Origin of the sequence: Parasphingopyxis marina (assembly GCF_014237875.1) — a bacterium.
Classification (GTDB): domain Bacteria; phylum Pseudomonadota; class Alphaproteobacteria; order Sphingomonadales; family Sphingomonadaceae; genus Parasphingopyxis; species Parasphingopyxis marina.
This window is the reverse complement of sequence record NZ_JACJVJ010000002.1, coordinates 547,306-561,542: the sequence shown is the minus strand read 5'-3', so window position 1 is coordinate 561,542 and position 14,237 is coordinate 547,306. Positions and strand designations below refer to the sequence as shown.

Sequence of the window (14,237 nt, the reverse complement as noted above, 5' to 3'; positions counted from 1 at the left end):
CCGGCCAAGCTTCGACTCACCGCCGCTGAATTGATATGGCATCCGCAACAGGAGGATGCCGATGACCCGCTTCGCACCGCTTACCGCCCTTGCCATGATCCTTGCCGCGCCCGCCGCTGCGCAAGACGCCCAAATGGCCGATGTCGAAATCACCGCTACGCAATTGACGCCCGGCATCGCCGTATTGTTCGGCCGCGGCGGCAATATCGGCGTCTCCTACGGCGAAGACGGCACCGTGCTGATCGACGATCAGTTCGCGCCGCTCACCGCGCGCATCCAGGCGGCGATTGCCGATCTCGGCGCAGAGCCGGTGCGCTTCCTGATCAACACCCATTGGCATGGCGACCATAGCGGCGGGAACGAGAATTTCGGCGAGGCCGGCGCACTGATCCTGGCGCACGAAAATGTGCGCATCCGGATGGCCGAAAACGGCGCGGAAGGCCGCACGGTGCCCGCCGTCGCGCTGCCGGTGGTCACCTATGAGGATGGCCTCAAGCTCCATCTCAACGGCGATACCGTCCATGTCATCCATATGCATAACGGCCATACCGATGGCGATTCCATCATCTGGTGGGAGAATGCCAATGTCGTCCATATGGGCGACCTGTTCTTCAACGGAGGCAGCTTCCCCTACATCGATCGCGATTCCGGCGGCGCGGTGCAGGGCGTCGTCCAAGCCGCGACCCGGGTTATCGACATGACCGACGCCGAAACCCGGATCATTCCCGGCCATGGCCCGATGGCGACGCGCGCGGACCTGATCGCCTATCGCGACATGATCGGCGCGCTGATGGGGCAGGTGGAATCGGCGATCGCGGCGGGACGGACCCTGGAGGAAATCCAGGCGATGAATTTCCCGGCCGACTATGCGGACCGCGAGGGCGGATTCATCTCCGGCGAGCAGTTTATCGGTTTCATCTATGAAAGCCTGACGGACCCGCAGACGATGGAGCATCATCACGATCACGGCTCCAGCCATGAAGATGGCGACGATATCCATTGAGCGGCCCGCCCCGCTGCCATGAAAATGCAAGACCAGTGCGCTCGGTCACACCGCCGCTCGCGCCGATTCCCTAAACCTCCTCAATCGAACGATTGTGGAGACGATAAATGGCGACGATTTACGGCACGGCTGCTGCGGACACGATTTTCGGCCCGCTCTGGGAAGCGAATTTCATCTTCGGCGAAGCCGGCAACGACATTCTCTATGGCGGCAACTACCAGGATCCGACCACGCCCGCGGACATGCAGGGCGTGGGGGCGGACTATATTCGCGGCGGGCTCGGTAACGACCGGATCTACGGCCTTGGCGGCAACGACCTGCTGCGCGGCGACGAAGGCGACGACTATCTCGACGGCGGCGACGGCAACGACCTGCTGCGCGGCGGATCGGGCACCGACTATTTCGTCGGCGGCGACGGCGAAGACCGGATCAGCCTCTTCCATCTCGATGCGACGCAGGGCGCCTATGTCGATCTGCGCAAGCAGTTCGTTTACAATGACGGCTATGGCAATGCCGAAAAGCTCGTCTCGATCGAAGGCGTCGGGCAGGGCACCCAGTTTTCGGACACCTTCATCGGCACCGATGCCCGCAACGTCATCCTCGGCGACTGGCAGGACAAGATCGAGGCGCTGGGCGGCGACGATTATGTCCAGGTGGGCGGCGCGCCCGGCTATGCCGATGGCGGCAAGGGCAACGATACGCTCAGCTTCGGCGTCTATACGCTCGGCCCCGATGGCGATGGCGACGGGCTTGCCGATCTCATCTACGCGACCAAGGGCGTTCACGCCGATCTTGCCGCGAACATGATCTTCGACGACGGCTTCGGCCGCAGCGGCAAGATCGTCAATTTCGAGAATCTCACCGGCACGATCTTCAACGATACGCTGGCGGGCGATAGCGGCGCCAATGTGCTGATCGGCGGCGACGGCCATGATTATCTCGAAGGCCGCGAGGGCAACGACACGCTGGATGGCGGCGCGGGCAACGACGCGCTGATCGCGGGCGAGGGCGACGATCACCTGCTCGGCGGCGCCGGCAAGGACAAGCTCTATGCCGGCAAGGGCAATGACAAGCTGGTCGGCGGCGAGGGCGGTGACTATCTGTTCGGCGAGGACGGCAAGGACGCCTTCATCTACGACAATGCGATCGACAGCGATGCCACCGGTGCGATGGACTATATCGGCGACTTCGAGCACGGCGCGGACTGGATCGACATTTCGGGCCTGTCCGACGAAGTGGCCGGCGGCGGGCCGTTGGTCTTTACCGGCGTGTTTTCCGGCACGGCGGGCGAAGTGACGCTGGACCATGTCGGCGGCAGCGTGTTCGAACTCTCGGTCGATCTCGACGGCGACGCATCGGCGGATTTCGCGGTGACGATCAATGCGGTCGTCGCGCCGACCTTCGCCGACATCATCGTCTAGCCGCGGCTAGACCGGGGAGGGCGGCTCAGCCTTCCCCGAAGACGCGCGCGAAGATCGTGTCGACATGTTTCAGGTGATAGCCGAGATCGAACCGTTCCTCGATCTCGGCATCGCTGAGCGCGGCGGCGACTTCCTCGTCGCCCTTGAGCAATTCCATCAGCGATAGCGCGCCGTCCGATTCCCACACCTTCATCGCGTTGCGCTGGACGAGGCGATAGGCGTCTTCGCGCGAAACGCCGGCCTGGGTCAGCGCCAGCAGCACGCGCTGCGAGTGGACCAGCCCGCCCATCTTGTCCAAATTCTTCTGCATGCGCTCGGGATAGACGAGCAGCTTGTCGATCACGCCGGTGAGGCGCGCGAGCGCGAAATCGAGCGTAATCGTCGCATCGGGCCCGATATAGCGTTCGACCGAGCTGTGGCTGATATCGCGTTCGTGCCATAGCGCGACATTTTCCATCGCGGGAAGCGCATAGCTGCGCACCATGCGGGCGAGGCCGGTCAGGTTTTCGGTGAGGATCGGGTTGCGCTTGTGCGGCATCGCCGAGGAGCCTTTCTGGCCCGGCGAGAAATATTCCTCCGCTTCCAGCAATTCGGTGCGCTGGAGATGGCGGATTTCGGTGGACAGCCGCTCGATCGAGCTGGCGATTACGCCCAGCGTCGCGAAGAACATCGCGTGGCGATCACGCGGGATCACCTGGGTGGAGACGGGCTCCACGGTCAGGCCGAGCTTCTCGGCGACATGGGCTTCGACGGCAGGGTCGATATTCGCGAAGGTGCCGACCGCGCCGGAAATCGCGCAGGTCGCGATATCCGCGCGCGCCGCCTCCAGCCGCGCCTTGCAGCGGGCGAACTCGGCATAGGCTTCGGCCATTTTCAGGCCGAAGGTGACCGGTTCGGCATGGATGCCGTGGCTGCGGCCGATGGTCGGCGTCATCTTGTGTTCGAAGGCGCGGCGCTTGAGCGCTTCGAGCAGCGCATCGAGATCGGCGAGCAGCAGCGCCGCGGCTTTGTCGAGCTGCACCGCGAGACAGGTGTCGAGCACGTCGGAGCTCGTCATGCCCTGATGCATGAAGCGCGCTTCCTCGCCGACATTTTCCGCGACCCAGGTCAGGAAGGCGATTACGTCATGCTTGGTCACCGCCTCGATGGCGTCGATCGCGGGTACGTCGATTTCCGGGTTCGTCGCCCACCAGTCCCATAGCGCTTTGGAAGCCGATTCCGGCACCACGCCGAGTTTCGCCAGCGCCTCGGTCGCATGCGCCTCGATCTCGAACCAGATGCGGAACTTGGCTTCCGGTTCCCAAATGGCGGTCATTTCCGGGCGTGCATAGCGCGGGATCATTGCGGGCGAATCCTTGCGAAACGGGGTGTGAGGAATTGAGCCGCGCGCTTAGCAGGGAAGGGCGATTTCGACAAATGGGCGAAGCCCGCCGGGCGGGTCAGGCGGCGACCGGTTCGGGCGGGCGGACTTCGAGCTCTACCGTTTCCGGCGCGATGGCGCCGGGCGTTTCGCCGCTCTTGATCGCGGCGAGCAGCAGGCCGGGATCGCAGCCAAAGGCGATGGTCTGGCATTCGCCCGAGCTGGCCGCGCGCTGGGCGGCGAATTCGAACGCCGCGACATCGGCGAGATAGGGCGCGTCGGGGCATTGCGCATCGACGAAAGTCGCGAAGCTGCGCGCCTCGTCGGCCATGAAGGGCTGGGGCGCGGTGATCGCGAAATATTCGCCGAAAAGCGCCTCGATCCCCGCCTCGCCGTAGAGCATCCAGAGATAGCGGGCGGTCAGCGGCAGCGCGTCGACGATGCTGCCGCGTCGCGCCATGTGGATGAGGTCGTAATAGATTTCGAAGGCGGGATCGGCGGTGTCGGGGTTGGCGCCGCTGCGATGGCGCTCGATGCCGCGGCAGATCGCCGCTTCCCAGCCCGCCGGCGAGCCTTCGGCGTTGAGGAAGCGCTCTTCCCGCTCGCTCGATCCGCGGCTGCTGGGCCAGTGCGGGGCGGCCGGCGCGCCGGAATCGCGCCAGAGGCCTTTCACCCGCGCGAACATGGCGCGCAGCGCGTTCTCGGGAATCGCGTTGGCGTCGATATATTCGGGGATGATTTCGAACAGGATCGCGCGCAGGCTGGGCAGCCGGGGCAGCGCGGCTTCGAGGATTTCGAACAGCGCGTCGGGCGGCAGGCCGCTGTGCGAGTCCAGCCAATAGCCCTTATGTTCCTGCCCGTTGGCGAGATGGATTTCCCACACCCGTTCCAGCGGCAGCGCATTGAGCACCGAGAGGACCGAAGAACGGCCGTTACAGGCATTGGTCCAGATATTGTGGAGATCGAGCAGGATGCCGCAGTCCGCCCGGTCGGCGATGGCGCCCCAGAATTCGCCGTCCGGCAGTTCGCCGGGCTGGGGTGCGAAATAATTGACGCCGGTTTCGAAGGCGAAGGGCAGGCCGATCGCATCCTGCAATTGCTTGATGTGACCCACGATCATCTCGACGCTGTCCGCGCTCTGCAGCGGCGGCATCAGGAAGCCGACGCCGCGCCGCGCATTGCCGTTGCCGACCGAGGAAAAGCTCGCATGGTCGCTCCACCATTGCGGCCGCAGCATCGCCATCGTCTGGCGCAGTCCGTTTATCTGGCCGGGCTCCAGGCCGTTAGAGCCGGCGACGGGCGAGCCGACGCTGTGGACGAGCAGGGGTTTGCCGAGCGCCTGGAGCGCGGCGAGCTTGTCGACGCCGATATCATAGGCGGCGGCATGGGGCCGCCCGCTGTCTGCGGGCCGGTTGCGCCAAAAGGCCTGCGGCTCGACCTCGAACAGGTCGCAGTCCGGGGCAAGGCGTTCTGCCAGGGCTTCGAGCCCCGGCAGATACACCATACCGACGCCGAGGGGCCTAGCGGAAAAGGCCTTGCTCGACATTCAGCTTCTCGTCGACGCGGAAATCGCGGAAGATATCCCACCGGATATCCCAGCCCGAACAGCAGGCGAGACAGCCGAGGCGACCCAGAATATCCTTCTGAACCTTCTGGAACTTGTCGAAATCATACGCGACATTGGCGGGCAGGGAGACGCGGATCGGCGTCGCTGCGATCGCCCTGGAAGCGGTCAGTTCTTTAGGCATTGGTTATTCCTCCATTCTGGGGAGGAGCGGTTTAGGCCGGCCTTTTGGAGATTGATTGGACGGAATCGCCAATAAAATTGTACAAATACGACAGTCTATTTCATTTCGTTCGTGAAATGGTAAATATAGATTAAATAAACTGTCATATTTGTCTTGGTTTTGCCTTGGCCGGATCGGGGCCCCCGTCGAACCGGATTTCAGATCAGGCCCTGGCTGCGCATGCTGCTTTCGCCGCGCAGCCCGACGATCAGATGATCGTGAACCGCGATGTCGAGCGGGCGGGCGGCCTCGATCAGTTCGCGTGTCAGGCGGATATCGGCCTTGCTCGGCGCCGGATCGCCCGAGGGATGATTATGGACGAGGATCAGCGCGCTCGCGTGAAGGTCGATCGCCTTGCGGATGATCTCGCGGACGTAAACGGCGGCCTGGTCGATGGAACCCTCGGTGACGAGTTCGTCGCGGATCAGCACATTTTTCGAATCGAGATAAAGCGCGCGGACCCGCTCGATGGGCTCGTGCGCCATATCCGCGCGCAGATAATCGATCAGCGCCTGCCAGTTGGAAAAGACCGGTTTGTCGCGAATCGGATGGGCGAGCAGGCGCAGCGCGGTCGTCTTGGCGATCATCAGCGCCGCCACCGCGCCTTCGGAAAGCCCGCCGATCCGGGCCAGCGCCTCGGGTTCCGCCGAGAGCAGCGGCCCGAGCCCGCCAAAATCATTGAGCAGTTTTTTCGCCAGCGGTTTGGTGTCGCGGCGGGGAATGGCGAGCGCGAGCAGATATTCGACCAGTTCGTGATCGAGCAGCGCGCCGTGCCCGCCCTCGATCAGCCGCTTGCGCAACCGCGCACGGTGACCGGTGCCGTCGGTAGGAGCGTCTGCCATGCCCTGCTGCTATCGGGATGGCGGCCTTGGTGCAATCGCGCTAATCGTGCGGCATGACCGACGGCGACGCGCCACCCACGGCCCGGCGATGGCGCAAGCGCTACCTATTCGGCGCCTTGCTGGCGATTGCCCTTATTGCGATCGGGATCGTCTGGTCGCAACGCTATGGCATTGCCGAAAATGTGATCGACGACCAGCTTTCGCAGCTCGGCGTCGACAGCAGCTATTCGATCACCGATTTCGATGTCGCGCACCAGCGCGTCGAAAATCTCGTCATCGGCGATCCGGGCAATCCCGATCTCACGGTCCGCCGCGCCGATATCTATTTGCGCTTCGGCTTCGGCTACCCCTCGATCCGCCGGATCGACGCCGAAGGGGTGCGGGTGCGGGGGCGGCTGGTGGACGGCGCGCTGACTTTCGGCGCGCTCGACCAGCTATTGCCCGAACCGACCGGGGAGCCGTTCGCGCTGCCCGACATGGAGTTGACCTTGCGCGATGCCCGGATCGGGCTGGCGACGCCCTATGGCCCTGTCGGACTGGCCGGTGGCGGATCGGGCGATCTCACCGGCGGCTTTCGCGGTTTCGTGGCGGCGGCGAGCCCTGCGCTTGCCGCCAAGGGCTGCCGGATCGCGCAGCCGCGCCTCGCCGCGGCCCTGCGGGTTACCGACCGGCGACCCGAAATCGACGGCCCGATGACCGCGTCCCGGATAGAGTGCGCGGAACGGGCGCTTGCGATCGATGCGCCGGAACTCGCGCTGCACGCGATCTTCTCCGAAAGCTTCGATCGCTGGGGTGGGGAAGCGGGCCTGGCGACGCCGGCCTTCGCCATGCAGGGCCTGACGAGCGGCCCGGCCCGGATCGGCGTTGCCTTCGACGGCGAAGCGGGCGGTGAAACGCGGGGCGCGGCGCAATTGCGCGCCGTCGATTTCAGCAGCGCCGATTTTGGCGCGAGCCTGGTCGCGGTGCGCGGTCACTACCGGGTGCGCGGCGGCGAGATCAGCTTCGATGGCGATGCGGAACTCGACAATGGCCGCGTAGCGCCGGTCCGCCTTGCCAGCGTCACCAGCGGCCTGCGCGGCGCGGAGGGAACGCCGCTCGGGCCGGTCGGCCGGACGATCGGCCGCGCCGCCGAGGCCGCGGCGTCCGATTTCGGCGGGCATTTCGCCCTGAGCGCCGCCTATGTCGATGGCGCGATGGCGCTGCGGCTCGCCGAGCTCGATGCCGAGAGCGCGAGCGGCGCGCGGCTGGTTTTCGAAAGCGGGGAGGGCATCCATTTCGTCAGCCCGCGCCGGGGCGTGCGGCTCGACGGGGTCATGCTCCTTGCCGGCGGCGGCTTTCCCGAAGCCCGTATCGAACTCGCGCAGGAACGTGCCGGGGCGCCGCTCACCGGGCTGGCCGAGATCGCGCCGATCGATACCGGCAATGCGCGGCTTCGCCTGATGCCGGTGCGTTTTTCGGCGAGCGCGGACGGGCGGACCCGGATCGTGACCGCGATCGAGATGTCCGGCCCGCTTGCCGATGGGCGCGTCGAACGGTTGCGGCTGCCGGTGGCGGGCTATCTCGGCAGGGGCGGGCGGCTGGCCTTTGGCGAAGGCTGCGTGCCGCTGCGCTGGGACAGGCTGACCGTGGCGAGCCTTTCGATCGGCGCATCCGAACTGCCGCTATGCCCGATCTCGGGCGGCTCGCTCTTCCGCTATTCGCCGCAGGCCGGGATGGACGGCGGCGCGCGGATCGCCCGGCCGCGGATCAGGGCCAGGCTCGGCAATTCTCCCTTGCTCGTCGCCGCGCGCGAATTTCGCCTGCCGCTGGCCCGGCCCGGCTTCGCCGCCGATGCCGTTGCCGTGCGGCTGGGCGAGACGGGCAGCGAATCCTGGGCCGATATCGGCAGCCTCGAAGCCGGGTTCGTGCCGGGCGGCGTCGATGGCCGTTTCGCGGGAGCCTCGGGCGCGCTCAGCGGTATTCCCGTAAGGATGGGCGATGCGGGCGGGGATTGGCGCTTTGCCGGCGGGGTGCTGACGGTCGATGGCCGCGCAACCGTCAGCAGCGATAGCCCCGATCCCCTGTTCAATCCGCTCGATGCCCCGCAATTTTCGATGGTCATGCGCGACAACCGGATCGCGCTGACGGGCGCGCTGCAGGCGCCGGAGAACGGCACGGAGCTCGCCGCCATCGATCTCCGCCACGATCTGGGTAGCGGGCGGGGCGAGGCTGTGCTCGAAACCGGGCTCGTGCGGTTCGACCAACGCCTGCAGCCCAGCGATCTCACGCCGCTCGTGCTCGGTATCATCGCCGATGTGAACGGGCTGGTGAGCGGTACCGGCACGGTCCGCTGGGGGCCGGAAGGGGTGACGAGCGACGGCGTCTACCAGATGACCGACATCGATCTCGCCGCGCCCTTCGGGCCGGTGGTGGGCCTCAATGGCGAGGTTCGCTTTACCGACCTGATCGGCATGAATACGGAACCCGGCCAGCTGGCCACGATCCGCGGAATCAATCCGGGCGTTCTCGTCGAGGACGGCGTCGTTCGCTACCAGCTGCTCTCGGCCAACCAGGTTGCGGTGGAAGGCGCGCGCTGGCCCTTTGCCGGCGGCGAGCTCGTTCTCGAGCCGACCGTACTCGATTTCGGCGTCGACCGGGAACGGCGTCTGACCTTCCGCGTCATCGGGGTCGATGCCTTCCAATTCCTCGAAGCGCGGGATTTCGAGAATATCATCGCCACGGGCATATTCGACGGCACCTTGCCGATGGTGTTCGACAATGACGGCGGCAGGATCGAAAGCGGCCAGCTGGTATCGCGCGGCACCGGCACTTTTTCCTATACCGGCGAGATCAGCGACGTGAATCTCGGCGTTTTCGGATCGCTCGCCTTCAACGCGCTCGAACTGATCCGCTACACCCGGCTGGAAATCAATTTCGACGGGGCGATCGACGGCGAGATGGTGACCAATGTCGAATTTACCGGCGTCTCGCCCAACCTGGCGCGCGAAGGGCAGGGCTTCATCGTCGGCGGCTTTACGCGGGAGCTGGCGGAGATTCCGATTCGCTTCAACATCACGATGCACGCGCCATTCAACCAGATGCTCTATTCGTTCCGATTGCTCGACGATCCGGCTTTCCTCGTGAATCGCGCGATCCAGGGGCGGATAAGCCGAATGAGAGCCGAACGGGACGTTCAGGCCGGGGAAAGCGACGATCTGCCATGAAGACTGCGATATTGACGAAGAAGGAGTGCAATGCGACCCACGATCTCATGAACCGCTCCCCAGCCATCGCGGCGGCGCTCGTCGCCGCTTTGACAAGCGGTTGCGTGCAGGTTTCGGCTCCCGAAGAGCCGATCGTGATCGAACTGAACATCAATGTTCAGCAGACCGTGGACGTGAATTTGCAGGAAGACGTCGAAAATCTGATCGAGAATAACCCGGAGCTGTTCCCACAATGACCAAGCGTAACACAATCATCGCCATCCTTGCCGCAGCGACCGCGCTGGCCGGCGGCGTGGCGACCATGGCCCCGGCGCAGAACGCGCAGATCAGCCAGGCGATTGCCGCCGGCATCGTCGGCGAGACCGCATCGGGCTATCTCGGCTTCGCGCAGACGCCTTCGGCGGAACTGCGCGCGCAGGTCGATGCCCTCAACCTCAGCCGCCGCTCGGCCTATGCCAACCTCGCCCAACAGCGCGGCGTGACGCGCCAGCAGGTCGCGGCCGAAACCTTCTGCGCGCAGATTCCGCGGATCGATCCGGGCGAAGCCTATCAGCTGAGCGACGGCGTGTGGCGGGTTCGCGGCGCCGCGCCGATTCCCACGCCCGCCAACTGCTAGGCGGCGCTAGCCCTCGGGCAGCGCGAAGGCATCCCGGTATCGGGGAGCCAGCAAATCGATTAGCGGCTGGGTGACGGGCACGTCGATCTCGAATTCGCCGGCCACATAAGGCCCGGCGACATAGGGCGCGATCCGGATCGCGATATGCGTAAATGCGCCGCCTTCCTCGCCCACCGGGAAGATCGTCTGTTCGTGCAGCAACGGGCAACGGCCCCAGAATTCATCCTCGTCCACCGCAATGCCGCGTTCGGCCTGCATTGCCTGCAACTGCGGGCAATAAGCGCGGTCGACGATCGCATAGGCTGCGTAGCGATCGGTGAAGAGGTTGGGAAAATCGGTCCCGCGATCCGCCTCCACATCCCATAGCCGGGCGGCGAATTCGCTGTTGCCGTGCGCGCCGCCGTCATAGCGATAGATGTGCGAGGCGAGGCTCATCAGCCGACCGGCCAGCCCGGCGATTCCCCAGTCCTGGGAATAGATGAGCGGCGGGGCAGGGTAATCGGGAAAATCGATCGCCGTCTGCGCCTGCTCGGCTTGGCGTTCCTCGAAAGCCATGCGCGCCTGTTCGCGTTCGGCGCCCAACTGTTCGGCCAGGCCCGGCAGCGCCATGGCGGCGCCGGGCAGATGATATTCGAAGCTCGGTTCGCTTTCGGCTCGATTGTGCGAATCGTCCGGCTGCGCAGGGGCGGGCGCGGCGAGGGCGCCCAGCGCGATCGCAGCGGCCAGCAGCTTGTACGGATCGAACACAGCCATGGGTTTTCCTGACAAATTCTTGCTGGAAAGACCAGCGAATTTGCCGCGCTCCTTACCCCCATTTTGCGCCGCAGCATGGAGTTGACTTGGCTACACCCCCTCACTAAACGGGCCCTGCCTTGGCGGGGTCGCTCGCCTCCATGCGTGTGTCCGGTGTTCAGGCTTAGGGAGCAAGCATGGCGGAGAACGAACCTGGGCGGGATTCCTTCGTCGCGGAAGATTCGCGGCTTCAGTCGCTCGAAAAGCGATTGCAAGCCGCGCAACGCGCAGAAGAAGTCCGATCGGGCAGGAACGAACAGTCCAGCGGTAACGGCATGAATGTCGCGTCCCGGGCTGTGAGTGAGCTGATCGGAGGTCCTGTCGGTGGCGCCGTGGTCGGTTGGTTATTCGACTGGCTGTTCGGTACCTACCCCTGGTTCTTGATGGGGATGATGTTCCTTGGGTTCGTCGTCGCCGTGGTGAATGTATATCGTATGACGAGCAAGCCGCCTCAATAGGGCGGCTTTGCCGGACTGAGACGGGAAGAGCGCGTGGCTGAGGCTGAAGGTAGCGGCATCGATCCGATGCACCAGTTCCAGATCGAGCCGTTGTACGGCGCCTGGGATCCTGCTGGCGGCAGTATTGCGTTCACCAACTCCACCTTGTGGATGCTGCTCGCACTGGCCGCCGTCTGGATCTTCATGCTGGGCGGTATGCGCCGCGAGCTCGTTCCGGGCCGCTGGCAGATGGCCGTCGAGAGCGTCACCGGGTTCATCGACGATCTTCTGGTCCGCAATGTCGGGCCCGCGGGGCGCAAATATGTCCCATATATCTTCACGATCTTCATCTTCATCCTGTTCGCCAACCTGCTCGGCCTGATGCCGATCGGCGTTCTCGGCCTGCATCCCTTTACCGTCACCAGCCATATCCTCGTCACCGGCGTGATGGCGGTGATGAGCTTCCTGATCGTGCTCGTCGTGGGCTTCTGGAAGCACAAGCTCAAATTCTTCACGCTGTTCGTGCCGCACGGCACGCCGCTGCCGATGGTGCCGCTGCTCTTCTGCATCGAGCTGGTATCCTTCATGGTGCGGCCGTTCAGCCTTGCGCTGCGACTGTTCATCGCGATGACCGCGGGCCATGTGCTGCTGAAGGTGTTCGCGAGCTTCTTCATCCAGGGCATCAACGCCGGGCCGGAATACGGCCTGATGGTCAGCCTGCCGAGCTTCGCGCTGATGCTGTTCGTCAGTGCGCTCGAAATCCTGATCTGCGGTATCCAGGCCTATGTCTTCGCGCTGCTGTCCGCGCTCTATATCAACGATGCAGAAAATCTGCATTGATCGCACGATCCATCAACACCAACTAGATTTACGCAAAGGGAGTTAATTCAATGGAAGTTGAAGCTGCACGACTGATCGGTGCCGGCCTTGCCGCCATCGGCGCTGGCGCCGCCGCCGCGGGTGTCGGCTATATCTGGGGTTCGTTCCTTCAGGGCGCGCTCCGCAATCCGGAAGCCGCCAATGGCGAGCAGGCTCGCCTCTATATCGGCTTCGCCGTTACCGAACTGCTCGGCCTGATCGCGGCCGTTATCGGCTTCATCCTGCTGTTCGGCTAAAAACGTCAGCGCCGCCTGCGGCGTAGCTTCCGGGCTGCGCCGCCGGGCGGAAAAGGGATAACACTGCATGCCACAGCTAGATCAGATCACGGTCAGCTTTCTGTCGCAGCTCATTCCGCTGCTGGCAGTGCTCGCGCTCATCTATGTGATGGCCGCGCTGCTATTGCCGAAGGTCCAGGGCACGATCGACGCTCGCGCAAAGCGGGTGGCCGACGATCTCGATGCCGCGGACAAGGCGCACGCTCGCGCCGACGAAGTCGAGGAAGACTATCGCACGAGCCTCAACGAGGCGCGCGGCGAGGCCAATTCCCTGACATCCGACGCCAAGAGCCGCGTGGCGGCCGAGAATGAAAAGCGTCTGGCCGCCGCCGACGAGCGGCTCAACGCCCGGCTTGCCGAGGCCGAGGCCGAGCTGAACAAGCAACGCGAAGCGGCACTGGCAGAAATCTCGGACGTCGCCGCCGACGCGACCCGGCAGATTGTCGAGCGTGTCTCGAGCGGCAGCGTAACCGCGGCCGAAGCGCAGGCAGCGGTGAAGGAGGCGATGGCCAATGGCTGAGCACAATCCGATGGTCGAACAGCTCGACGCCGACATGCATCTCGAAGCCGGCGAAGAGGCGCATGTCGATCAGACCGCGCTCGGCTTCGACACGACCGGCTGGGTCGCCTGGGCGATGATCGTCGTTATCCTGATCATGATCTGGAAGAAGGTGCCGCAGGCAATCGGCAGCGCTCTCGACAAGCGGATCGCGGCGATCCGCGGCGAAATCGACGAGGCCGCCAAGCTGCGCGCCGAAGCCGAAGCGCTGAAGGCCGAATATGAGGCCAAGACCGCCAATGCCGGCGAAGAGGCCAAGGCCATCCTCGCCCGTGCGCAGGAAGAGGCCGCCGAAATCGTCGAGCAGGCCGAAAAGGATGCCGACGCGCTGATCGAACGCCGCGGCAAGCTGGCCGAGGACAAGATCGCCGCTGCCGAACGCAGCGCCGTCGCCGAGGTTCGCGCCAAGGCCGCCAGCGCCGCCACGGCCGCCGCCGCCGCGCTGATCGAGGCGAAGCACGATGCCGCCGCCGACAAGGGCCTGATCGACAGCACAATTTCCGGGCTGGACGCGCGCCTTAACTAGGCTCTGTACGAATTTTCTCCGCCATTCCCGCGAAAGCGGGAACGGCGGGGACGTGCCTATTCGCCTTTCGGTTCCACGATCAGATAGACGCTCGTCTCGCTGCCGACATTGACGGCCTCGTGCCACTCTACGCCGTCGCTCCACCAATTGCCGCCGCTTTCGGTGGTGACGTCTTCGGTGCCGTCGGCATCGGTGATACGCATCGTTCCGCCCTGCAGGATATAGCCCCAATGCGGCCGGTGATAATGGCGCTCATGGCCGATGCCGGACGGAAAGGTGCAACGCGCGACGCGCATCTCCGCATTCTCGAAAAGCCGCTCGCACACATCTTCTCCATTCCATCCGGCGTCGAAGGCGCTGGGCAGGGTTTCGTCCGATTGCGCGGCGAGCGGGGCGGTTGTGGACAGGGCGGCAGGCAGCAGTAGCAGGGAGGTGGCTTTTCTCATCGCGGTACGCCTCTTTCTTGGGAAGTACGGGATTGATAGGGGCGCCAGCTGTGCCGGACAATGTCTGCGGCAGCCGTTTGCCGTGCGCGGC

At 64.7% G+C, this 14,237-nt stretch carries 16 protein-coding genes; 10 read left to right on the top strand and 6 right to left on the bottom strand.

Annotated features, from left to right (window positions below):
• Positions 1-61: 61 nt before the first annotated feature.
• Positions 62-1,003 (top strand): MBL fold metallo-hydrolase, encoded by a 942-nt coding sequence (locus H6P80_RS11445; protein WP_185801502.1) that lies wholly within the window; start codon positions 62-64, stop codon positions 1,001-1,003.
• 107 nt (positions 1,004-1,110) lie between these two features.
• Complete coding sequence (locus H6P80_RS11440) at positions 1,111-2,424, top strand: calcium-binding protein (protein WP_185801501.1); 1,314 nt, start codon at positions 1,111-1,113, stop codon at positions 2,422-2,424.
• A 25-nt stretch (positions 2,425-2,449) separates the two neighbouring features.
• Here the strand turns inward: H6P80_RS11440 and purB are convergent, their stop codons facing one another.
• The 4 genes from purB to radC all read right to left on the bottom strand — a co-directional run bounded on the left by purB (position 2,450) and on the right by radC (position 6,413).
• The gene (purB, locus tag H6P80_RS11435; protein WP_185801500.1) at positions 2,450-3,766 is read right to left on the bottom strand and encodes an adenylosuccinate lyase; all 1,317 of its coding nucleotides are present in this window, start codon (positions 3,764-3,766) and stop codon (positions 2,450-2,452) included.
• Between the two features lie 97 nt (positions 3,767-3,863).
• On the bottom strand, positions 3,864-5,330 hold the full coding sequence (locus tag H6P80_RS11430; protein WP_185801499.1) for a DUF692 domain-containing protein: 1,467 nt from the start codon (positions 5,328-5,330) through the stop codon (positions 3,864-3,866).
• Positions 5,305-5,532, bottom strand: a complete 228-nt coding sequence (locus H6P80_RS11425) for a hypothetical protein (RefSeq protein ID WP_185801498.1) — start codon at positions 5,530-5,532, stop codon at positions 5,305-5,307. The genes H6P80_RS11430 and H6P80_RS11425 overlap by 26 nt, the downstream gene beginning before the upstream one ends.
• 197 nt (positions 5,533-5,729) lie before the next feature.
• Positions 5,730-6,413, bottom strand: a complete 684-nt coding sequence (gene radC / locus H6P80_RS11420; RefSeq protein ID WP_185801497.1) for a RadC family protein — start codon at positions 6,411-6,413, stop codon at positions 5,730-5,732.
• 53 nt (positions 6,414-6,466) lie between these two features.
• On the opposite strand from radC, the gene H6P80_RS11415 reads away from it, so the two are divergent.
• Genes H6P80_RS11415 through H6P80_RS11405 form a run of 3 tightly spaced genes read left to right on the top strand, consistent with a single transcriptional unit; the run spans position 6,467 to position 10,232 of the window.
• Positions 6,467-9,616, top strand: coding sequence for an intermembrane phospholipid transport protein YdbH family protein (locus H6P80_RS11415; protein WP_185801496.1), 3,150 nt, complete (start codon positions 6,467-6,469; stop codon positions 9,614-9,616).
• A gap of 11 nt (positions 9,617-9,627) precedes the next feature.
• Positions 9,628-9,852, top strand: coding sequence for a YnbE family lipoprotein (locus H6P80_RS11410; RefSeq protein ID WP_407947245.1), 225 nt, complete (start codon positions 9,628-9,630; stop codon positions 9,850-9,852).
• Positions 9,849-10,232 carry a YdbL family protein gene (locus H6P80_RS11405; protein ID WP_185801495.1) on the top strand — a complete coding sequence of 128 codons (384 nt, stop codon included), beginning with the start codon at positions 9,849-9,851 and terminating at the stop codon, positions 10,230-10,232. Before H6P80_RS11410 ends, H6P80_RS11405 begins: the two co-directional genes overlap by 4 nt.
• Before the next feature lie 6 nt (positions 10,233-10,238).
• Here H6P80_RS11405 and H6P80_RS11400 read toward each other — a convergent pair whose 3' ends face one another.
• Positions 10,239-10,985, bottom strand: a complete 747-nt coding sequence (locus H6P80_RS11400; RefSeq protein ID WP_185801494.1) for a polysaccharide deacetylase family protein — start codon at positions 10,983-10,985, stop codon at positions 10,239-10,241.
• A 176-nt stretch (positions 10,986-11,161) separates the two neighbouring features.
• Between H6P80_RS11400 and H6P80_RS11395 the strand changes: the two genes are divergently transcribed.
• The 5 genes from H6P80_RS11395 to H6P80_RS11375 all read left to right on the top strand — a co-directional run bounded on the left by H6P80_RS11395 (position 11,162) and on the right by H6P80_RS11375 (position 13,700).
• Positions 11,162-11,482 carry an AtpZ/AtpI family protein gene (locus H6P80_RS11395; protein WP_185801493.1) on the top strand — a complete coding sequence of 107 codons (321 nt, stop codon included), beginning with the start codon at positions 11,162-11,164 and terminating at the stop codon, positions 11,480-11,482.
• Between the two features lie 66 nt (positions 11,483-11,548).
• Positions 11,549-12,301, top strand: coding sequence for a F0F1 ATP synthase subunit A (locus tag H6P80_RS11390; protein WP_185802116.1), 753 nt, complete (start codon positions 11,549-11,551; stop codon positions 12,299-12,301).
• A gap of 50 nt (positions 12,302-12,351) precedes the next feature.
• Positions 12,352-12,576 carry an ATP synthase subunit c family protein gene (locus H6P80_RS11385; RefSeq protein ID WP_185801492.1) on the top strand — a complete coding sequence of 75 codons (225 nt, stop codon included), beginning with the start codon at positions 12,352-12,354 and terminating at the stop codon, positions 12,574-12,576.
• A 67-nt stretch (positions 12,577-12,643) separates the two neighbouring features.
• The gene (locus H6P80_RS11380; RefSeq protein WP_185801491.1) at positions 12,644-13,135 is read left to right on the top strand and encodes a F0F1 ATP synthase subunit B family protein; all 492 of its coding nucleotides are present in this window, start codon (positions 12,644-12,646) and stop codon (positions 13,133-13,135) included.
• Entirely contained in the window at positions 13,128-13,700 is a 573-nt protein-coding gene (locus tag H6P80_RS11375; RefSeq protein ID WP_185801490.1) for a F0F1 ATP synthase subunit B family protein, read from the top strand. Before H6P80_RS11380 ends, H6P80_RS11375 begins: the two co-directional genes overlap by 8 nt.
• A 56-nt stretch (positions 13,701-13,756) precedes the next feature.
• Here H6P80_RS11375 and H6P80_RS11370 read toward each other — a convergent pair whose 3' ends face one another.
• Positions 13,757-14,146 carry a cupin domain-containing protein gene (locus tag H6P80_RS11370; protein WP_185801489.1) on the bottom strand — a complete coding sequence of 130 codons (390 nt, stop codon included), beginning with the start codon at positions 14,144-14,146 and terminating at the stop codon, positions 13,757-13,759.
• Positions 14,147-14,237 lie beyond the last annotated feature (91 nt).